16 protein-coding genes are annotated in these 19,978 nt (G+C 69.4%); 7 read left to right on the top strand and 9 right to left on the bottom strand.

Going from position 1 to position 19,978, the window contains the following annotated elements:
- Nucleotides 1–35 precede the first annotated feature (35 nt).
- Nucleotides 36–3,110 (top strand): ATP-binding protein, encoded by a 3,075-nt coding sequence (locus BJ971_RS31650; protein WP_184996809.1) that lies wholly within the window; start codon nt 36–38, stop codon nt 3,108–3,110.
- Between the two features lie 37 nt (nt 3,111–3,147).
- Here BJ971_RS31650 and BJ971_RS31645 read toward each other — a convergent pair whose 3' ends face one another.
- From BJ971_RS31645 to BJ971_RS31630, 4 genes are read right to left on the bottom strand one after another with little or no spacing between them, the layout of a single operon-like run.
- Nucleotides 3,148–6,336: an ATP-binding protein gene (locus BJ971_RS31645; protein WP_184996808.1), complete on the bottom strand. Its 3,189-nt coding sequence runs from the start codon at nt 6,334–6,336 to the stop codon at nt 3,148–3,150.
- Complete coding sequence (locus tag BJ971_RS31640) at nt 6,333–6,965, bottom strand: hypothetical protein (protein ID WP_239087382.1); 633 nt, start codon at nt 6,963–6,965, stop codon at nt 6,333–6,335. The genes BJ971_RS31645 and BJ971_RS31640 overlap by 4 nt, the downstream gene beginning before the upstream one ends.
- On the bottom strand, nt 6,958–7,977 hold the full coding sequence (locus tag BJ971_RS31635; protein WP_184996806.1) for an endonuclease domain-containing protein: 1,020 nt from the start codon (nt 7,975–7,977) through the stop codon (nt 6,958–6,960). Before BJ971_RS31635 ends, BJ971_RS31640 begins: the two co-directional genes overlap by 8 nt.
- Nucleotides 7,977–9,959 (bottom strand): hypothetical protein, encoded by a 1,983-nt coding sequence (locus BJ971_RS31630; protein WP_184996805.1) that lies wholly within the window; start codon nt 9,957–9,959, stop codon nt 7,977–7,979. Before BJ971_RS31630 ends, BJ971_RS31635 begins: the two co-directional genes overlap by 1 nt.
- A gap of 406 nt (nt 9,960–10,365) precedes the next feature.
- On the opposite strand from BJ971_RS31630, the gene BJ971_RS31625 reads away from it, so the two are divergent.
- The 5 genes from BJ971_RS31625 to BJ971_RS31605 all read left to right on the top strand — a co-directional run bounded on the left by BJ971_RS31625 (nt 10,366) and on the right by BJ971_RS31605 (nt 13,739).
- Nucleotides 10,366–11,094 (top strand): hypothetical protein, encoded by a 729-nt coding sequence (locus BJ971_RS31625; protein WP_184996804.1) that lies wholly within the window; start codon nt 10,366–10,368, stop codon nt 11,092–11,094.
- Between the two features lie 2 nt (nt 11,095–11,096).
- Nucleotides 11,097–11,327: a hypothetical protein gene (locus BJ971_RS31620; protein ID WP_184996803.1), complete on the top strand. Its 231-nt coding sequence runs from the start codon at nt 11,097–11,099 to the stop codon at nt 11,325–11,327.
- A 178-nt stretch (nt 11,328–11,505) separates the two neighbouring features.
- Nucleotides 11,506–12,003, top strand: coding sequence for a hypothetical protein (locus BJ971_RS31615; protein ID WP_184996802.1), 498 nt, complete (start codon nt 11,506–11,508; stop codon nt 12,001–12,003).
- A 14-nt stretch (nt 12,004–12,017) separates the two neighbouring features.
- Entirely contained in the window at nt 12,018–12,344 is a 327-nt protein-coding gene (locus BJ971_RS31610; RefSeq protein WP_184996801.1) for a hypothetical protein, read from the top strand.
- A 72-nt stretch (nt 12,345–12,416) separates the two neighbouring features.
- Nucleotides 12,417–13,739: an SMI1/KNR4 family protein gene (locus BJ971_RS31605; protein WP_184996800.1), complete on the top strand. Its 1,323-nt coding sequence runs from the start codon at nt 12,417–12,419 to the stop codon at nt 13,737–13,739.
- A 43-nt stretch (nt 13,740–13,782) separates the two neighbouring features.
- Here the strand turns inward: BJ971_RS31605 and BJ971_RS31600 are convergent, their stop codons facing one another.
- The 5 genes from BJ971_RS31600 to BJ971_RS31580 are packed head-to-tail and all read right to left on the bottom strand — an operon-like array spanning nt 13,783 to nt 19,184.
- Nucleotides 13,783–15,939: an MMPL family transporter gene (locus BJ971_RS31600; RefSeq protein ID WP_184996799.1), complete on the bottom strand. Its 2,157-nt coding sequence runs from the start codon at nt 15,937–15,939 to the stop codon at nt 13,783–13,785.
- A 25-nt stretch (nt 15,940–15,964) separates the two neighbouring features.
- On the bottom strand, nt 15,965–16,792 hold the full coding sequence (locus BJ971_RS31595) for an ABC transporter permease (RefSeq protein ID WP_184996798.1): 828 nt from the start codon (nt 16,790–16,792) through the stop codon (nt 15,965–15,967).
- Complete coding sequence (locus BJ971_RS31590; RefSeq protein WP_184996797.1) at nt 16,789–17,748, bottom strand: ATP-binding cassette domain-containing protein; 960 nt, start codon at nt 17,746–17,748, stop codon at nt 16,789–16,791. The genes BJ971_RS31595 and BJ971_RS31590 overlap by 4 nt, the downstream gene beginning before the upstream one ends.
- Before the next feature lie 11 nt (nt 17,749–17,759).
- Nucleotides 17,760–18,605, bottom strand: a complete 846-nt coding sequence (locus tag BJ971_RS31585; protein ID WP_184996796.1) for a DUF4097 family beta strand repeat-containing protein — start codon at nt 18,603–18,605, stop codon at nt 17,760–17,762.
- 45 nt (nt 18,606–18,650) lie between these two features.
- Nucleotides 18,651–19,184, bottom strand: coding sequence for a toxin-antitoxin system HicB family antitoxin (locus BJ971_RS31580; RefSeq protein ID WP_184996795.1), 534 nt, complete (start codon nt 19,182–19,184; stop codon nt 18,651–18,653).
- Between the two features lie 196 nt (nt 19,185–19,380).
- Here BJ971_RS31580 and BJ971_RS31575 point away from each other — a divergent pair, with 196 nt between their 5' ends.
- Nucleotides 19,381–19,968, top strand: coding sequence for a TetR/AcrR family transcriptional regulator (locus BJ971_RS31575; RefSeq protein ID WP_184996794.1), 588 nt, complete (start codon nt 19,381–19,383; stop codon nt 19,966–19,968).
- Nucleotides 19,969–19,978: the final 10 nt, after the last annotated feature.

Genomic DNA, 19,978 nt, shown 5'->3' with positions numbered 1-19,978 from the left:
TAGCGGACGCGGCGGCGCCCGTTGAGATACGTCTGATGGGCCGGTTCGTCGTCGTGCGGGACGGCCGTGAGGTGGACGAGTCGGCGTACCAGGGCCGCAAGGTGCGCACGCTGCTGCGCGTCCTCGCCACCCGGCAGGGCCGGTTCGTGCCCAACGATCTGCTCATCGCGGCGCTGTGGCCGCAGCGGCCGCCGGCCGACCCGGCGGCCAACCTGCAAGTTCTGGTCAACCGGGCCCGGCGGGCCGTCGGCCGGCCCGCTCTGATCCACACCGGACCCCAGGGGTACGCGCTGAGCGGTCCACCGGGCTGCGTCGTGGACACCGAGGTCTTCCTGTCGGCGGTGGAGCGGGCCGGCGGGCTCGACGGGCGGGCGGCGCTGTCGGCGTACCGTGACGCGCTCGGACCGGCCGCCGAACCCCTGCCCGAGGACCTGTACGCGGACTGGTCCCAGCCGTACCGGACCCGGGTGTTGCAGGCACGCCAGATCGCCTGGGAACGCGCGGCGGCGCTCGCCGCCGCGCTCGGCGCGCCGGCGCCGGCGGTGGAGTACGCGACGGCGGCGGCGACGGCCGAGCCGTTGCGGGAGACCGCGGCGCTGGCCCTGGTGCGCGCGCTGGCCGCGTCCGGCGACCGGGTCGCCGCGCTGGCCTGCTTCGACCGGTACCGGCACAGCCTCGCGGACGAGCTCGGCCTCGACCCGTCCCCGGCCGCGGCGGAGCTGCACCGCCTGCTGCTGCGCTCCGATCCCGTACGGGATGAGCCGCGGGCCGGTTTCGGGATGTTGCCGTTCGTCGGGCGCGACGCAGTGGTCCGTCAGGTCGTCGCCGGCCTGCCCGACGGCGTCGTGCGGATCGCCGGGCGGTCCGGCACCGGAAAGTCGCGGCTGCTGGAGGAGGTCGCGGCCGCCGTGCCCGCGGTCGGCGTCGCCGCGTCCTGGGCGGACCGGGACGAACCGTGGTCGCTGGCCCGGACGCTGCTGCGCAGACTGCTCGCCGCGGACACCACGGCCCTCGGCACGCTGCCGGGCCGGCTGCGCGCGGCGCTGGCCGAGCTGCTGCCCGAGCTCGACCCGCCGCCGGCCGGATTCGACCCGGAGACCCGCAACGCCCTGGTCCTGGAGGCGGCGCGGCGGCTGCTCACCGCCCACCCGGAACGGGCGCTCCTCGTCGACGACCTGCAATGGGCCGACCCCAGCAGCGTCCAGCTGCTCGGCAGCGTCGCCGGCGGCGCCGCCCGGCCCCGGCTGGTGCTCGCCTACCGGCCCGACGAGCTGCCCGCCGGCCCGGCGGAGCTGGTACGCCGGTCGGCGGGTCCGCCGGTGATCGAGCTGGGCGGGCTCCGCGAGTTCGCCCTGGCCGATCTCGTCGACGACGCCGACCTCGTCGCGGCGCTCGCCGCCGAGACCGACCGGACACCCATGGCGGTGGCCGAGGTGCTCCGGCTGCTGCACTCCGAGGGCCTGCTCGAAGCGGCCGACGCCGCCGGTCGCCGGCGCGCTGCCTCGCCGGAGGCCGCCGGCCGGGCCCGGCAGGCCGGCCGCGCCGGGCAGCGCAGGGCGATCGCGGACCGGGCCGCCGCACACGCCGGCCGGGCGGCGACCGTGCTGGGGCTCCTGGCGCTGCTCGGCCGCGAGGTGCCGGCGCAGACGCTGGCGGCGGCCGCGGAGCTGTCGCACCCGGACCTGCTCGGCCCGTTGGAGGAGCTGGCCGCGGCCAACCTGGTTCGCCTCGGCGACCACGGCTGGCGTACCGCACACGACATGGTCGCCGAGGTGGTGGTCGACGGCCTCACCGACGCGACCCGGGCCCGGCTGCACGCCCGGCTCGCCACCGTCCTCGACGTGGCGCACGGCGACGCGCCCGAGCAGGCGCGGCACTGGCTCGGCGCCGGCGACGTCACCAGGGCGGCCGAGGCGTACGCCCGCGCCGCCGCGAACGCCCTCGACCAGGTCGCCGACGCCGAGGCCGGCCAGCTCGCCGACGCCGGACTCGCCACCGGCGGCGCCGACGGCCCGGTCCGCGCGCGGCTGCTCGCCGCCCGGGCACAGGCCCGCCGCCGCCGCGGCGACATCGCCGCCGCCCGCGACGACCTCCGGGCGGCGCTCGCCGGCTATCCGGGCGGCCCGGCCCGCGCGGGCGTGCTGGCCCAGCTCGCCGCGCTCGACTCCGGCGCCGACGACATGCGGCGCGCGGCCGAGGTCGCTGAGCTCGCACTCATCGAGGCCGGCGCCGACGACCGCGCCCGGGCCGCGGTACTCGAGGTAGCCGCCGTCATCGACATGAACCTCGACCAGCCCGGGCGGTCCGCCGCCCGCGCCGCGGAGGCACTGGCCATCTACACGCGTACGGGCGACTCGCGCGGCGCCGCCCGCATCCTCGACGCGCGGGCGATGGCCGCGTTCCTGCACGGCAGCATCGAGGAGGGCGTTGACGAACTCGATCGCGCCGCACACCTCTTCGAGAGCTCGGGCGACCTGATGCGCACGGTCACCCCGCGCTCGACCTGCGGGCACGGCCGCGTCCTGCTCGACCGGGCCGCCGAGGGCCTCGCCGACACCGAACGCGCCCTCGACGTGGCCCGCACCCTCGGACACCCGGACGGCGAGACGTACGCGCTGTGGCACCGCTCCGAGGCACTCTCCGCACTCGGCCGCCCCGACGACGCCCTCGCCGACGGCCGGGAGGCGCTGGCCATCGCGCAACGGCTGAACCACCGCGGCTGGACGGCGACGGCGTGGCGGGCAACCGGCATCGCGTACCAGATGAAGGGCGACCTGCCGGCCGCGCTCGACGCGTTCCATCATTCTTTGGATCTCTGCGCCAACCTCGACCTCTTCGGCTGCTGGGCGGCGTCCCGCGCCGCCCTCATCTGCGTCGACCTGAACCGACTCGCCGAGGCCGACCACCTGATCACCCGCGCCCTCGCCACCGGCCCGGCGCTCGGCCGGCACGAGGCGCGCTGGGCCACCGCGGCGCTGTCCGTGGCTCGCCGCGACCCGGCCGCACCGACCCTGCTCGCCACCGCGGTCGAGGCCGCGTCGTCGGCCGGCGCCCGCCTCTACCTGCCCTACCTCGCCGAACTCACCCGCCGCCTGGAGACACCCGGCTGACACCGCGGTCCCTGGTCAGTTCATCGGAACGGACCGGCTAGCGAGCTCGAGCGCGATCGAGGACCTCCTCGGTCGTCAGCGGACTCTGTGGGTGGTGGCTCAGGCAGAGCGGTGTCCGAACCTTCTGCGGAGCCTCGCCCTCGGCGGCGACATAGAACTCGCCGGAGCGTAGCCGTGACACGTCTGGGACGTCCCCGCCCTTTGCCTTCGCCATCTCGCGCGCGGTGTCGATCTGGATCGGGCTGTTCAACAGGCCGTAGAACTGGGTGGCAGCGTTGCCCGGAATACGATTGTGCAAGCCCTTCGGCGCCTGGGTGGCAAACACCAGTCCGAGCCCGTACTTACGTGCCTGTGAGGCCAGAGCAAGGGTGCTCTGTGTGCACGCCGTCATGCTCCCTGACGGTGCCAGAGTCTGCGCCTCATCCATGATGAACAGCCCGAGCAATGGCCGATCGCCGGCCGGGTGCTTCTTGATGTATGCGAACAGCGCCATCTCCAACTGATTGACGAAACTCTGTCGCATGTCGTCGGATGGTAGGCCGATCAGGCTGATCACCGAGATACGGGCGCGTTTCCCGCTGGACGGTGTAAGCAGGATTGCCGGATCCAGCGGCGTGCTGTCGCCGCCGAACATCGGGTCGTTGTCGATCGACGCGGTGAGAGTCTGGGCCAGATCGCTGGCGATTTTTTCGGCGCTGTCCAGCTCGCTGACGCCAGTCGGCAGTTCGGCAAGCGTCTCGATCAGGCCGCGCAACGTGCCGCCGCCGCGCCGACCGTAATGTTCCACCGCCCGTCGCAGGACGGCAAGACCGAGGTGCGCCTTGGTGGCTCGGCTGTCCAGCCGCGCCCGCGGTATCAACGCTGCCACCGCCGAGTCCACGGCTTCGTTGAATTCGTCCGGGTCGTCGAGCGCGCTTTTGAAGTCCGGCAACGGCTGGAAGCTCAGCGGCCGTCCGGTCTCTCGCCTCGGTGTCCACACCACGACCTCGGTGCCCGCGATGTAATCGGCGGCCTTCCTCGCGTCACCGGGCTGCCAAGCCGTCGGTGGCGTCGGCCACGGATCGCCGAGCCGGGCCAGGTCGTTGTTCGGATCCAACACGATCGCGGACACGCCCTGCAGCGCACACTCCTCGATCAGGCGCCGGATCAGCACCGTCTTACCCGAGCCCGATCCGGCGAAGATCGCGACGTGCTTGCGCAGCGACTCGAGAGCCAGGCTGACCGGTTCTCCGGTGGTGTAGTCGTGGCCCACCGTCAGCGCCGGCATAGGCGGCTGGGAGTCTCCGGCCGATTGTTTCGAGGCGGCCGGCGCGTCGATGGCCACGACCTGCGGTTCAATCGGCGGCACATCTGCCGGCTCGGAGGACCTGGATGGCGTCGGCGTTACCGGCAACTCTTCCATGGCCTTACGGAAGATCTGGCTGCCGCTGGCCGGCCTCCGCAGCATCAGCCACGCCGGAAGATCGATGGGTGCCTCCTGAAGCATGACCAGGAGCGCCGACAGTGTACGGAGGTCTGACTCCTCGAGAGCCAACGTCGTCGTGTTCCTGGACTTGAGCTCCTCGATGAGGTCGAGCGTCTTCGCGCCGGACCACCTTCCGTTGCGCAAGAAATAGAGTCTGCGCTTCGGCACCTGGTATTCGACTCCAGCGGCGGTGACCGCTCGCTTGATGCGGTGCAGCGCGGCTACGCCATGATGTCGTCCACTGATCGCGCGAAAGGACCAGTGCGCCTGATCCTCTGTGCCTTCGTTGAGCGTGCGCCGGAGCCTTGCGTGAAGCGCGGGTTTTGCGCTCGGCGGACCGTCTTGGCTAAACGTCTCATCGGCCATCCCTCGCTCGATGATCCACGCGGTCAGCCCGGCTGAAAGGAGGCCCGGTACGACGGCGTCCTCACGGGCCGGGTCGAGTGGATCGGCGACGTCCGCTTCTTCCCTCAATTCGGCGAAGCGGACGTCGAACTGCTTGCAGACGTCGTCTGAGATGTCTGTAGGAACGAGCGGTGCCGTGCTCGGCTCGCTGCTCGGCGGATCGCCTAGGCGCGTGACCTCGCGAACCTTGTTCTCCAGCAGGCAGTTCCGGACGTGCGCGTCGATCTCGATGAGTAGCTGCCGCGGGGTGAACTTGGCGGCAGTGTCGAACGCCTCGGGGCGGATCGGCCACGAGGGGTAGGGCGGTGTGTATCGGACCTGGCGGAAGCTGTGGGCGAATCGTTTTTCGATAAGGTCCCGGGCGATCTTCGTATCCCGGATCGTCAGCATTTCCTCAGGCTCGCGGAACCGGTCGCGTACGGTGTCGGTCGCCCTGTTCTTGATGAGCATCCAGGACGGAGGGATGCATGCCACCAGGGTCAGCGTCCGGCGGGTGTTATCGCGAAGTGCCATCAACCCATGCGCGATCTGCTCGAGGACAAGCAGCTGAGCCCAGTCGGTGGTGGGCGGTTCGGGCTGCTGATTCTCGTGCGACGCGACGGATGACTGCGAGATCAGCGTGTCGATCTGATCGACAGCTATCACAGTGGGGCCCGTCAGGGCGAGCAGCTTGGACAGCTCACGGACGATCTCCTGCGCGGTACGCGGCTTCCGGCGCATGCGCCAAGGTGCACGCTCGCCCGCCACCGCTTCCGGCTCCGAGCTGAAGTAGTTCTCTGCCAGGTCGCGGTGCACGACGTCCTCCGAGGCAGAGAGGGCCAGCGCGCGGAGGGTGTCATCGCATTCGCGCGCGACCAGCCTGTCGTAGTCGCCCAAGCCCAGGACGAAGGCATCCAAAGCTGTTGGTGTCAGATCGGTCTCTCCCATGGCGGCGCGCCGTGCTGACCTTGGCGCGCCGACCACCGACGAAAGCCGCCGCAGGAACAACCGCAGTTGGGTGTCGCTTTCCGGCACAGTCCGGAAGAGGCCCTCCAGCATCGAGGCCAGGACGCTGTCCCAGAAGCCTTTGGCATCGAGCAGGCTTACCAGGAAGAAGTAGCCGCCCTGTACCTGGATCTGTTGGCGAACCCAGCCGAGCAGGTGCGTCTTGCCCGAGCCGCGCCGGCCCCTCAGTACCAGACCGAGAGGGCTGCCGTCGGTGCTCGAACTTGCGTCGGCCATGCCCGCAACGACGTCGGTGACGACACCACGGTGCAGCCCGTCGACGTGGAACGGCGACGGGCGCCAGACATCGTCGGGTACTGGCGCCCAGTCGAACCTGAGGGCCGCTAGGGCTTTGCGTTCGTCCTCTTTCATCGCGCGCCGATGGCCATCAGATGTGTATCCTGCCCACCGGCCCGCACCGCGTTGCGGCGATCTTCCTCGGTAAGCGTCTTCTGGTTGGATTCTGGCATCATTTCCACGTCTTCCGCCTGGCTTAGAAGGTGGAAGGCCTCGTCGAGCGCCTCCTCCGGCACCTCACTGAGCCTCCGGCGTACGGCTGTGTGCTTGACCCACGCGCCGGGCTGGGGGGCCAGCGAGCCATAAAGCTTGCGAATCCGCGCCTCGAGATCGTCACCTGGCGCCGGCGGCTCGGCCGTGCGAGAAAACATCTCTGCGAACCTGCGATAGGCGCCGTGCGGCAACACCCGTTCCCGGAGGTTGTCATGTAGTGCGGTCAACGCCGCGCCCAAGGCCCTGGCCCGCGGACTGTCGAAGTTCAGCCCTTGGTGCACGCGATCCCAGCCCTTGTCGTCCAGCACGTGGGCGTAGGCCCGACCCACCTTCACGCTCCTGACGTAGCCGAGGTTGTTGAGCTTCGTACGGCTCGTGCCGGTCAGTGTTATCTGGTAGCGCTCTTGCAACTCTGGGTTGGAGATCTCCCGTGCCTCCGCCATCAGCACGATGAGCACCGCGCTCTCCGACGGGGTGAGGTTGTCAGCCACGCTGCTGTCCCTTCGCAATGTCATTCCTTCGGGTCCGAATGAGGTGTTCGATCTGTGCCACTACGGCATGCACGTCGTGTTTGACGCGCGCGTTGGTGAACCGGAGAACGGCGTAGCCATCCAGTTGCAGCCGCACGTCGCGGACCCGATCGGCGTCGTACTGCTCGGGCCGGCAATGCTCCAGCCCATCCAGTTCCACCACCACCCGCTCGGCCGGCCACAGCAAGTCGGGCTTGATCGGACGCCGCAGCAAAGTTGGCTGGTAGGTCCCGTTCCAGACCCGGCCGTATGCCCATTCCTGGTGCGCTAGCACGGTTTCGACCGCGGACTCGACGGTGCTCCGCGGATGTGGCTTACCCATAACGGCCGTGGTCGTTCGCGCCTGTGTAGAAGCGACCTCGGTCGGCGGTTTGACATCTACGGTCTTGACGCGCTCCGGGCTGGGTGACCCGATGCCGGTCAGCCACACACCCAACTGACCACGATCGGCGAGCCACTCCGAGCCCGCTACCACGACGTTGCCAGCCGGTGCCCGTCCGGGCCCCGTATCGATCGGCATGGTGAGCACCAACCGCTCGCGCCGGAACCCTCTCGCGACGACACGGGCGAGGCCGGATACCCGCACCTCGGGCCGCAGCCGTACTCGAGAAGGCTGATCGGTCAGTGCACGCTCCGCCAGATCGGCCAGGAACACGCTGGAGTATCCGGAGACACGTGCCTGCTCAATCGCCAGAGCTCGGATCGCCGGCAGGGAGGCACCCCGCGGGCTGTCGAGTCCGTCCGCCTCGGGCAACCAACCATGGAGGAGTTGCCGGGCGACCGCGTCCAGGGCCTCCAGGACCGCGGCCACGAAAGCGGCAACTGAGCCTGTTGTCGACGGTCGCAGTACGACGGGCGCCGGCAAGTCGTCGTATCGAGCGATGACGGCCGCGACGTCCCCGGCCGAAATACCCGAGAGGTGGACCACGCGATCGACAGGAACTCGGCGCAGCACCGTGATCGCGTCTCCCATCACACCTCCTGCGGCATGTATAGGACGCCGTCCGCCCTTAGGCCGTGCGCGCGCAGACGGTTGACGAGCTCGCGATCTACGGTCTCGTCGGCGTTGAGCAGTGCCACGAGGCGTTCAGCAGCCTGGAATGTGCCCGCGTCGACCTGGCATCTGAGTTCGGTCTCGTCCCGAAGATCGAACAGCAGCGTTGTCAGCTGCCGTGCCGCTACCTCGTCCCCGCTGCGGATTTGGCGTTGCAGATGAATGAACTGGGTCTGGACGGCGGTGCTGTCCACTGCTGTATCCGAGGCCAGCAGCTTCGCCAGCTGGCGGGAGGCCGCCGGGTCACCGGCGTTGGCGCGCTGCTGAAGCGAATCTACGCGGCTGTGCGTCGCAAGTAGCTCGGCCAAGGCCTCGGCGGCCGGTCGCTTGCCCCGATCGGCCCGTGTGCGGAGTTCGTCGACAGCTCCACGGTCGGCGAGCAGCGCGGCGAGATCCTCCTCGAAAAGGAGGCTGCCGCCGTCGGCCTTGGCCCGCAACCTGTCGGCCCTACCGCCGTCGGCGAACAGCTCGGCGAGGCGCTGGCCAGCTTCGACATTGCCACCCGCCGTGGCAGCCCGCAGCTCATCGATCCGCTGGGCAAGCTCGGCAATGTCGCGGAGCCGGTCACCGGCGGACTGGTCACCCGGGGATTCCTCGAGATGTGTCCGCAGCAGGGCGGTCGCCTCCCGGTCGCGCCCACTCCGAAAGAGCACACCCGCGAGCTCGGCCGCTCCCTTGCCATGCAGCTGGGAGAGACGTCGTAATGCCTGTTCCTCGTGGCAATACCGCATACGGGCGTTGGCCGCGGCGGCGAGCCGCCGGAGCTCCTCCGCATCGTCAGTGATCGAGATCAGCGTCTCCCACGCGCTGCGCGGAGGGCAGTCGGTGCGCCGGATGTGCTGGGCCACGTAGTCGGCCACGACGTAACCGGCCAGGGAACCCGCCTCGTCGTCGTCAGCGGGGGACAGGGCGGCCACCGCGCCGTAAACCTCTTCCATACCGAACGCCAGCGCATCGGCCAGCCATCGCGACGGACGGTTGACGCGCTGAGGAGCCGTCAGATATCCAGCTGTCGCCGATTCGAAGGCATGGTCCGGGATCGGCGACCGAACCCCGAGTCGTCGCGCATCCGCGGCAAAGCTGATGACAGCCCTGGCGTAGGGGTTCGGCGCGAGTTCCCACCGGTGCAGCAACTCTGGTCCGGCCGCCAAAGCCTGAGTAAGCCCGGCGTCCTCGACCTCCAGCGCGAGCCGAATTCGACTATCGGTTTGCGCGGCACGATCAGCCTCGGCCAGTTCCCGGCCCGAGAATTCGGCCGGTACCGGCACGACCTTGGCGAGATCGAGCAGCCGGCGGTCGTTCTTGAGTTCGGCCGAACCACCTGGTGTGCGGGGCGCCCTCCTCTTCAGGTAGTCGTCACTCCACAGCGTCGCGACCACAATCGCGGGAAACTGGAGCAGTCGAATGACATGTTCCTTGGTCAACTGCGGGTCAACGTCGAAGAAGCGCTCCATTTCGTCAAGCCAGATGATGATCCTTTGCCGGACGCCGTCGAGCAGTTCGATGATCTCGGCGGTGCTTGCTGGTTGAAAAATCGGCCAGTTCGGTGCCACCACGTGGACGGCCTCGTGTAGCGATCTGGTCTTACCCGAGGATGACCGACCGGTTAGGAGTACGAAGCAGCCCCGCTCGACGCCGGTGGAAATACTGTTCCGAAGGGCATGATCGAAATCTCGGGCTACATATTTGGGCATTTCGCCCATGCTGTCATCGGTCACGATCGCCGCGTGGATCCCGAGTTGGCGGGGAGATACCTCGTCGAAGCGAGGCAAGTGCGCAGCCGACGGCGCTGCGGCGAGCCGTCGCCAGGTCTCTTGCCACGCAGCATGGTCGGGCGCGGGTACCTCGAAGGCATTGAGCAGGCACAGCAGTACATCCATCGACGGGCGCTTGCCGTTCATGACCGGACTCACTGTTGCTGGCGGTAGGTCCCGCGGGAGTCTGAGGCGCTTGGCCCGCCGCTGGATTTCGGTGAGCGATATGTCCAGAGCGACTTTCTGTCGGCTGAGGAGTTTTCCGAACTCTGCCCAACTCTGGGCGGCCGCAAGGTCGGCAGCGCTGACGATTGTCAGGTCGCTCCACCCCCTCGTAGACGCCTCGCCAGCCGTTCGGCAGACGACGTCGAATGTTCGGGAACAGCCTACGAATCGCCCATCCGGAAAGCCATACCCGCAGTTGTCGCCATGATCGTCAGAACGAGTCCTCCGGGCTCGTACGGGATCTTTCCAAAATCTCGACTGAATAGCGTTGTCGCTGCTCACATGGGTCTATCCGCGAATGAAGATCCGTGATCAAGAGGGGTTTCCGATGGGCAACTGGTTCCCCTGCCTGGACGTAATCGACGTACCTGGCAGGCATGCCGAGAAGGCCGTGACCGGGCAGGCCCGGGCGGAGCGCAGTGATGGAACCGGCAACAGAGGCGTGCCGCGAGGTCGCCGCGAGCACGACGATGGTGGAACAACGACGCGGCCACGTGCGGTAGTGCGCCCGACGGAGGCGGACGCCGAGCGAGTGGGACGCCCGAACACTGACGCGGGCGTAAGCGTCGATCGCGCTGCCTACGGCGGTCACTCCCGCCGTCCTTGGAACGTGGCCGACTACGAGCGCCTGCATCGGTGGGCCGACGACGCCTACGACCACATCCGGAAATATCCGGATGCAGAGATCATCGCTAGTCGATTGAGTGATGTTCGACGGCTCGACGGCTCGACGGGCTTCGCGGTCGATGAAATCGGTCGGATCCGTGATCACGTCTTTTTCGAGGTGCACCCTCTCTCCGACTACGGCGGTGGGGTCGTACATCGACGATATGACGCAAGCCCTGACATCGCCGAGGCCTGGCTGCGGTTGCGTTCCGGACGCGTGCAACCCGAGGACATCGTCCTGTTGGAGCACGAGTTGGCCGAGGTGCGTTACTACGACGCCCATCCGGGCGCGACCTATGAGGAGGCCCACCGCGAGGCCAATCGGGTCTCCGACTGGCAGAATAGGGTTCCTGCCCCGACCTACGAGGACTACTTGAGATCCTGGAGATAGCCATGGGCATGATGGTCGTCGGGCGGAAGGTAGTGGAGACGGCGGACGAAGTCAGGTATGAATTCGGACTCGATCGTCGGTTTGACCGGGTGCTGACGATCGACAAGCAGACCTGGCAGATTTCCACCGAGGATGGCCGGTTGGACTCCGCCGCCGGTGCTTTGGCAGCGAAGATCCAGCGGGTGTGGCAACAAGACGGTGAGTTTCCACCCGGCGTTGTATTCGCAAGTTGACTTCCGCGGTGGCAGTACCCCCGAATCCTGGTCACGCCGGTGGCGCGGACGTGACGCCGTGAGCGGACGACCCAGAACCCCGCACGGCGGAGGAACCGACGACGGCGGAACACCGCCCGGCCGTCACGGAAGCGACGACAGCAGAGCGCCATTGCCGCGGCCGAAGGCGGCCGAGAACGTGGCCGAGGCACAGGAAACCGTCGCCGGGTTCGCGCAGGCAGGACGACCGGGCGCCGGTCCGGGCGGTGCTCCACGGGATGGCCATGACTCAGGGTGGCCGGAGAACGGCCTGTTCCGGGAGGGCGACAATATCGCCCGCAGTGGTGCAAGAATCCTAATGAGCAGGGAAAACGTTCTGGTGGTCGCGGAGAAATACGGGATCGACATGGACGGCGTCAGGTTCTCCCTGGACAAGTCTCGCCGGGGATCCGGCCCCGGTAGGGAGTTCTACGGTGTAACGATGCCCGATGGCGAGATCAAGTTGGCCCGCGACGCGTTCAAGAACGAGGAACAGCTGGCTCGGACCTTGGCGCATGAGAGGTTCCACCTCGACGAGCTTCGCAGCGGCAAGGGATTCCCTTGGGATGAGGCGGCCCGTGCGGCCTGCGAGGTTCGGGCATACGCCTATGAGGAACGATGGTGGCAGGCGCGGAAGCACCTGTTCGATGAGGAGTAGATCGATTGCCTGGTATGACAAATTCGCAGCGAACCTGGGAGGCGTGGTTCGACGCCTTCACCAAGATGAGGGACGCGTGGCCCGAGCGAATCGAGGTGCCGTGTCCGGACGGTGACCACGGGAGGCTCCACATCACGTATACCGGAGACCCGGAGAGCAGGATCGGATTCGCGACGATCTGGTGCGAGGTAGGTCGCAACGGCATCTTCCTGTCCAGGGTCGGCATTCCCGATGGGGCCGACATGCTGACCTTTGACGCGACGCCGGAAGAGCGTGCCGCCGTGATCCCGGATATCCGACTCATCCCCACCGATCCGTATGCCCCGTCCGGCAGCGAGTGAGACGACGCATCTAGGCAAACCAGCCGACATCGACCGGCGGAGAGGCTAGGCCCGGGTGGCTACGATCTGCCGGTGATCGATGCCGCCTTGCAGCAGCCGGACGTCTGGCGACCGTTTCTGTCGGCCCTGCGCGACGGCGCGCCGGCCGGCACCGCAGAAACCGAATTCCGTGGCACCGTCCACCCCGGCTCGCATGGCGGCTCGACCTTCGACGACGGGGAATCGCGGCAGGGTGGCAGCTCGGCCATCGGCGCGCTGAAGGCGGTCGGCGCCCTGGTCGACGGCCGGGGTGTCGCGATTCGCGCGCTCGTGACCCACGGCGGCGGCGCCCAGGTGGACATCGTCGAGGCCACGTCGCACGTCTCGTTCGGGATGGGCAGCAACATTCTCGAGTCGGTGCTGCTCGATGTGGGGTCGGACCCCGAGCCGTACCGGCGGCTGCCGGTGCCCCGCGACGGGGTGACCGTGTCGCCGGACGCCGACCCGGACGTGGTGCGGGAGCTGGTGCGGCGGATCCTGCCCGACGCGGAGCCGGCGTCCGCGTCGGCGCTGGCGGAGGCGGAGTCGTCGCTGGGTGCCGCGCTGCCCGAGGACGTGCGGGCGCTCTACCTGACGGCCGGTGCCGGGGACCTGGTGCTGCCGGAGGCCGGATCGGACCTGTTCTACGGCATGAGCATCGTCGCGCTGGACGATGCGGCGGGCCGGGAGTATCTCGAGCCTCGTGCCCGGTACGGGTCGTGGCCGGACGGCGCGATCGAGGTCGTCGCGCCCGATCCGCACGGGCGCGTGCAGGCGCTGGGCGCGTCGCGGGCGTGGTTCGTCGTCGGTGACGATTTCGGCGGGAATCTGTTCGTCGTCGACCTGGAGCCGGGTCCTCGCGGGCAGGTCGGGCAGGTCCTCTTCGTGGACCACGAGACGCCCGCCGGTGCCCGTTGGCTCGCGCCGTCGCTCACCGAGTTGCTCACCCGGCGACCCGGCGAGCCGGAGGAGCTCGGGCCGGAGGGCGGTCTGCTGGTCCGGGTCGGGCCTCGCGGCAGGACCGTGGCCGACGTCCGCCCCGAGACCGAGGTGTTGTTCGTCGGTGTCGCGCCGGAGCCGGTTGACCTCGCCGCCCTCGCCGGCCATCGGGGGATCCGCACCCTGGTGGTCAACCGGGCCGCGGCGGTCGCGAACCTGGACGCGGTCGCCTCGCTGCCCGCGTTGGAGTATCTCGAGTGCGATGTGCCGCGCTGGCAGCAGCTTCTCGGCTCCGGTCAGGTCCCGCCGAACCTGCTCGCCGCCGGGATGAACGGTCGCGCGGACTGGACCGCTTCCGTCGATGTCGTCGACGCTCTGCTCATCCGGTGGGGCCTGCCCCGGCTCGACGTGACCAGAGTCGGCCTGGCAATCACCTGATGCCCGCCCGGCCCGTGTGGCCGGGCGGGCACCGTCGGGTGGATCAGTTCGATCCGGCCGGTACCGGCGGTTGCTCCGGCGTGGCGGCGGCCTCGCCCTTGGCGACATCGCCGTGGCCCGGCCACCAGGCGGCGTGGCCGAGGAGCGCGGTGAGCGCCGGCACCAGGAACATCGACATCACGAACGCCGACAGCATGATGCCGACGGCGACCGAGAAGCCGATCTGTTGCAGGAAGGACACCGGGGCGAGGGCCAGCACCGCGAAGGTGCCGGCGAGGATCAGGCCGGCCGCGGCGATGGACGGGCCGGCGTGCCGTACGGCGAGTGCCGCGGCGGGACGGGGCTCGTTGCCGGCCCGGGCCTCCTCGCGGAGGCGGGCGATCATCAGGATGTTGTAGTCGGTGCCGATCGCGAGGACGAACAGGTACAGCACGATCGGCAGTTGGAAGGTCACGCCGGGCTTGCCGGCCACGCCCTGGAACAGGTAGATGGCGGCGCCGAGCGTGGCCGCGAAGTTGAGCAGCACCGCGAGCACCAGGTAGATCGGCGCGACGACGCTGCGCAGCAGCAGGGCGAGGATTATCGCGATGAGCAGCGCGGCGAACGGGAGGATCACCGACAGGTCGCGGTTGTTGGCCGAGTTGATGTCGGCGTAGATCGCCGTGGTGCCGCCGACCAGCACCCGGGTGCCGGGCGGCGCTATGGCGTGCAGGTCGTCGCGCAGGTGGTCGTGTACCAGGGTGATCGCCTCGTTGGAGGCGGGGTTCACGTTGAGTTGCAGGCCGAAGCTGGCGACCGTGCCGCTGGCGGCCTTGACCGGCGGCTGCACGCCGCCGACGCCGGACACCGTCGCGGCGTCCGCGGCGAACCGGTCGAGCTGGGCGGCCGTCAGGCCGCTGCCGTCGGTGGTGGTCAGGTACGCCTGTGTGGGGTCGAGGGCGCCCTGCGGGAAGCCCCGCTCCAGGTCGGCGGCCGCCTTCGCGGACTCGGTACTGCTGGGGAATCCGGCCGCGAAGTCGTAGTCGGCCTTGAACAGCAGGACCCCGCCGGCGAGGACGATCAGCAGCAGGCCGGACGAGGCGGCCGCCATCGCCGGGCGCCGGCCGACCGCGTCGCCGATCCGTGCGAACGCGGTGCCCTTCGGCTCGCGCCGCCACGCCTTGGACGGCCAGAACGTCGCCGGGCCGATCAGGCTCACCAGGGCGGGGATCAGGGTCAGCGCGGTGACCAGCATGACGAAGACCGCGATGGCCAGCGCCGGGCCGAGCGAGCCGAAGCCGCCGAAGCTGGCCAGCAGCAGCGCCAGGAAGGCGACGATGACGGCGGCCGCGGCGGACGTGATCACCTCGCCGACCCGGGCTACGGCGTACACCATCGCGGTCTTCTTGTCGGCGCCGGCGCGCAGCCTTTCCCGGTAGCGGAACAGCAGGAAGAGGATGTAGTCCGTGCCGATGCCGTAGAGCACGATCAGCAGCAGCGTCTGGAGGCTCTGGTCCACGTTGAAGTCGAAGAGCTTGCCGGTCGCCGCGATCAGGTTCGACGAGACCTGCAGGACCACGCTGATGACGAAGATCGGTAGCAGGGCGGCGATCGGGCTGCGGAAGATGATCAGGATCAGCACGATGATCAGCGCGAAGGTGGCCGTGCCGACCACGGTGAACGCGGTGTTGAACGTGTCGTTGTTGTCCACGAACTGGGCCAGCTGACCGGCGACGCCGGCGCTGAGCCCGGTGCCGGCCAGGTCGGCCTTGATGGCGTCGCGGGTCTGCTTCACCGCGTCCATCTGGCCCTGTTGGTCGGTCAGGGCCGCGGTGACGGGTACGGAGATCAGTTGGACCAGCTTGTTCGGCGCGACGGCCTGCGGGCCGGTCAGCGGCTGGCCGATGCCGGCGATGTGCGCGTCGGCGATCGCGGCGGCCAGGGGGCCGACCCGGGCCTGGTCGGCCGCGGTCAGCGGGGCGCCGTCGGTGCGCTTCACCACCACGATGGCGGTGGAGGTGGCCTGCTCCGGGAACGCGGTCTTGGCCAGGTCGATCGCCTGCACCGACTCGTAGCTGTCCGGCAGGAAGCTGCCCTGGTCGCCGCTGGTGATGTCGGCGAGGCTCGGCAGCAGTCCGATGATGAGGAACGCCCCCACCAGCCAGCCGCCGATGACCCACCATGCCCGTCTGACGACGAACCTTCCCCATCTGTCGAACATCGTTCCTCCCCCAGTTTGTGTTCGGTCAGGACTCGCGGTCGAACAGGCGCTTGGACCAGAGGTATCCGCCCAGCGCGATGATGCCGCTCCAGGCGAGTGCGATCCACCCGCTGTTGCCGATGGGCTGGTCCATCATCAGGCCCCGCAGGGTGTCGATCATGGGCGTGAACGGCTGGTACTCGGCGAACCAGCGCAGGCCGGCCGGCATCGAGTCGGTGGGCACGAACCCGCTGCCGATGAAGGGCAGCAGGACGAGCGGCATGAGCACGTTGCTCGCGGTCTCGACGCTCTTGCTCACCTGGCCGAGGGCGACGGCCAACCACACGAGCGCGAACGTCACCGCCGCCAGGAAGCCGGCCGTGGCCAGCCATCCGCCCAGCCCGGCGGTGGGCCGGAAGCCGACGAGCAGCGCCACGCCGATCACGATCACCAGGCCGAGCGCCGCCTGGATCATGCTGCCGAGCACGTGCCCGGTCAGCACCGAGACGCGGGCGATGTGCATGGTGCGGAACCGGGCGATGATGCCCTCGGTCATGTCCATGGCGATCGAGATCGAGGTTCCCTGGACTGTGGACATCACGGTCATCAGCAGGATCGTGGGCACCACGTAGTTGGCGTACGCGGCGCGCCCGTCGGCGCCGATCGAGGCGCCGCCGAGCCCGGCCCCCAGCGTGCCGCCGAACACGTAGACGAACAGCAGCAGGAAGATGACGGGCATCCCGACGAGCGTCAACGTCATCGACGGGTACCGCAGCATGCGTTTGAGGTTGCGGCGCAGCATCGTCGCGGAGTCGCGGAGCGGATGGAATCGCAGGGCCGCCGGGGCCGGAACGGTGAGGGTGTGGGTGCTCATCGCTGGGTCACCTTCTCGTCGGTGGGGTTGCCGGTGAGGGCGAGGAAGACGTCGTCGAGGTCGGGGGTGTGCACGGACAGCTCGTCGACTTCGATGGCCTGGTCGTCGAGCCGGCCGATCAGGGCACGCAGCGAGCTCAGGCTGCCGTCGCTGGGCACCCGCAGGGCGAGCGCGTCGTTGTCGCGCGAGGTCTGGCCGAGCACGCGCAGGCCCGCTTCGAGGCCCTCCGGGTCGGCGAACCGCAGCCGCACGTGTCCGCCGGGGATGCGCCGCTTGAGCTCCTCGGCGGTGCCCTCGGCGACCATCCGGCCGTGGTCGAGGACCGCGATGCGGTCGGCCAGCTCGTCGGCCTCCTCCAGGTACTGCGTGGTCAGGAAGATGGTGACGCCGCCGGCCACCAGGTCCCGGACGATCTGCCACATGTTCCGGCGGCTGCGCGGGTCCAGGCCGGTGGTCGGCTCGTCGAGGAAGATCACCTGAGGGCTGCCGACCAGGGTCATCGCCAGGTCGAGCCGCCGCCGCATGCCGCCGGAGTAGGTCGACGCCGGCTTGCGGCCCGCGTCGGCCAGGTCGAACTGTTCGAGCAGCTCGGCGGCGCGCCGCCGGCCGTCGCGCCGGGCGAGGTGGTGCAGGTCCGCCATCAGCAGCAGGTTCTCCTCGCCGGTGAGCAGGTTGTCCACGGCGGAGAACTGGCCGGTGACACCGATCGCGGCGCGCACCGCGTCCGGTTCGCGGGCGACGTCGTGCCCGGCGACCCGGGCCTCTCCGCCGTCGGCACTGAGCAATGTGGACAGAATTTTCACGGTGGTGGTCTTCCCGGCGCCGTTCGCGCCGAGCAGCGAGAAGACCGTTCCGCGCTGCACGTCGAGGTCGAGACCGTCGAGGACGACCTGGTCGCCGAACGATTTACGTAGCCCGGTCGCGGCGATCGCCGGCCAGGATGCCTTGGTGGTCATGTCTTCCCCCATCAGGAGCGGTGGACGGTGATGTCGCCGTAAGAGGTGCGGCCGCGTACCTCGACGGTCTCGGCGGCCCCGTCGGGCCGGGTGGCGTTCTCCAGCAGGTTGCGCAAGTGCCCGAAGCCGGTGTTCATCTCCAGCCAGGCGGCGGTGCCGTCGGCGATGCCGACGTCGAGGTCGCCCGCGGCGGTACCGAGGACGACCGAGCCGCGGATCACCTGGCCGAGGCGGATGCCGCCGTTGGAGGTCTTCGCGTCGACGCTCGCGCCGGCCCGGTCGATGGAGATCTCGCCGTTGGCCGTACGCACCCGCGCGTCGCCGGAGACCGCGTCGATCACGATGTCGCCGTTGGAGCTCTTGACGGTCGCGGTGCCCTCGATCTCGCCGACCCGGACCTTTCCGGTGCCGGTGGAGAGCTCGGCGTTGCCCGCGACGCCGTCGACGGTGAGGTGGCCGGCGCCCGAGTTCAGGCGCAGCGGCCCGGTCCGCTCGAGCCGGGCGTTCCCGGCGGAGGTCTTGAGCCGGCACTCACCGAGCCGGCCGGCGCCGTGCAGGTCGCCGACCTGCATCTCGGCGGAGACCCGGGAGCCGCTGGGCAGTTCGATGGACACGTCGACCGACCGGGTCTTGCGGGAGAAGTCGAAGGCGCGGGCCTTCGGGCCGGTCACCCGGAGCGTGCCGTTGGCGTAGTCGACGCGGACCTGCTGGGCGGCCGCGACGTCGGACTCGTCGGACAGGTCGGTCGGGCGGACCTCGACGACGGTGTCGGCCCGGTCGCTCGCGGCGATCCGGACGTCGCCGACGCCGAGCTCGAGCGTGACGGAGATCGGTTCGGGCGTATCGAAAGTTGGCATGGTTGTCCCTCGTCCTGAGTTGGTGTGAGCGGGCCTGCGGTGCGGTCAGCGCACCCAGCCGGTGAAGCCCTGCTTGCCCCGTTTGCCGCTGCCGCGCGGCTCCGGACGCTGGTCGCGATCGGAGCGCTGGAGGGCGGCGGCGGCCGCCCGGCTCAGCCAGGCGTTGACGGAGCGCCCCTCCTTGGCCGCGGCCTCCTCGATCGCGGTCTTGAGCTGCTCTGGCAGGCGAACGTTGATCCGCGCGGCGGGGCCGTCCTCGGCGATCAGCAGATCGCTGTCCGGCGTACCGTCGGCCGGCGCGGCGGTCTGTTCGGCCGCGAACTCCTGCGGTCCGGTCGGTGGCGTGGTCACCACGAAGCTCGGGTCGCGCCCACGCAGGCGCACCTCCACCGAGCCCGGTGCCAGGTCCCGGGTGATCTCGTCGGCGGCGGCCGACAGCGCGTCGAGCAGCGTCATGCGGATCGCCGACTCGAGCGACCCGGTCAGGCGCTCGACCAGCGCACGGGCGTCGTCCCCGCCGGCTTCGGCGAGCGTGGCGAACTCGCGCCCAAGGTTGTTCACGTACGTGGTCAGGTCCATGGTGCCATAGTGGCACACAGATGGCACATCGACAAGCCATCTTGGCTCAGACCCGGGCCAGATTGATGCCACGGCCGACCTCCCTCCTGGTGTGACTACACGCTACGTGTCGTGTAGTTGGCCTGAGGCGACACGCTACGTGTCGTATTCAGAGGTGTCAACACGGCACGTACCGTTTCCTGTTAATGTGCAGGTCATGGCCGCACCCCCCAACCCGCTGCGCCGCAACGAGGCCAGCCGAAGGGCCATCCTCGACGCGTCGCTACAGCTGTGCGCCGAGCTCGGCTATCGGCGGCTCACGATCGAAGCCATCGCGGCCCGCGCCGGCGTCAGCAAGAAGACGATCTACCGGTGGTGGCCCTCCAAGGGCGCCGTTGTGCTGGAGGCCGTCGACGACGTGGCGACCACGGTCACCGAGCACCCGAACACCGGCGACCTCGCCGCCGACCTGCACACTCAGCTCACCGCCGTCATCGGCCTGCTCACACCCGCGGAGACCTCCGCGGCCGTAGGGCTCATCGCCGAGGCCCTCCACGACGAGGAGCTGGCCCGCGACCTGCGAGAACGAATCATCCGGCCGCGCATCGACGAGTTCAAGGAACGCCTGCGCCAGGCCCAGCGCGACGGTCAGCTGCCCGCCGACGCCGACCTCGACGTGGCACTCGACCTGATCTACGGACCCCTCTACCACCGGCTCGTCTTCCACCTCGGCCTGCCCGGCCCCGACGAACTGCGGACGCTCCTGGCGCACGCCCTCCGCGCGTTCGGCCCGCCGCCACGGTAGACATGATCAA

Origin of the sequence: Amorphoplanes digitatis, assembly GCF_014205335.1 — a bacterium.
Taxonomy (GTDB): Bacteria; Actinomycetota; Actinomycetes; order Mycobacteriales; family Micromonosporaceae; genus Actinoplanes; species Actinoplanes digitatus.
This window is presented reverse-complemented; position numbering and strand designations above follow the sequence as displayed.

Bases quoted from the DNA above. Each gene is read 5' to 3' on its own strand.
- BJ971_RS31645 (WP_184996808.1), bottom strand. From the start codon at position 6,336: ATGAAAGAGGACGAACGCAAAGCCCTAGCGGCCCTCAGGTTCGACTGG.
- BJ971_RS31650 (WP_184996809.1), top strand. From the start codon at position 36: ATGGGCCGGTTCGTCGTCGTGCGGGACGGCCGTGAGGTGGACGAGTCG.
- BJ971_RS31620 (WP_184996803.1), top strand. From the start codon at position 11,097: ATGGGCATGATGGTCGTCGGGCGGAAGGTAGTGGAGACGGCGGACGAA.
- BJ971_RS31610 (WP_184996801.1), top strand. From the start codon at position 12,018: ATGACAAATTCGCAGCGAACCTGGGAGGCGTGGTTCGACGCCTTCACC.
- BJ971_RS31635 (WP_184996806.1), bottom strand. From the start codon at position 7,977: ATGGGAGACGCGATCACGGTGCTGCGCCGAGTTCCTGTCGATCGCGTG.
- BJ971_RS31630 (WP_184996805.1), bottom strand. From the start codon at position 9,959: ATGAACGGCAAGCGCCCGTCGATGGATGTACTGCTGTGCCTGCTCAAT.
- BJ971_RS31585 (WP_184996796.1), bottom strand. From the start codon at position 18,605: ATGCCAACTTTCGATACGCCCGAACCGATCTCCGTCACGCTCGAGCTC.
- BJ971_RS31590 (WP_184996797.1), bottom strand. From the start codon at position 17,748: ATGACCACCAAGGCATCCTGGCCGGCGATCGCCGCGACCGGGCTACGT.
- BJ971_RS31575 (WP_184996794.1), top strand. From the start codon at position 19,381: ATGGCCGCACCCCCCAACCCGCTGCGCCGCAACGAGGCCAGCCGAAGG.
- BJ971_RS31580 (WP_184996795.1), bottom strand. From the start codon at position 19,184: ATGGACCTGACCACGTACGTGAACAACCTTGGGCGCGAGTTCGCCACG.
- BJ971_RS31600 (WP_184996799.1), bottom strand. From the start codon at position 15,939: ATGTTCGACAGATGGGGAAGGTTCGTCGTCAGACGGGCATGGTGGGTC.
- BJ971_RS31595 (WP_184996798.1), bottom strand. From the start codon at position 16,792: ATGAGCACCCACACCCTCACCGTTCCGGCCCCGGCGGCCCTGCGATTC.
- BJ971_RS31625 (WP_184996804.1), top strand. From the start codon at position 10,366: ATGGGCAACTGGTTCCCCTGCCTGGACGTAATCGACGTACCTGGCAGG.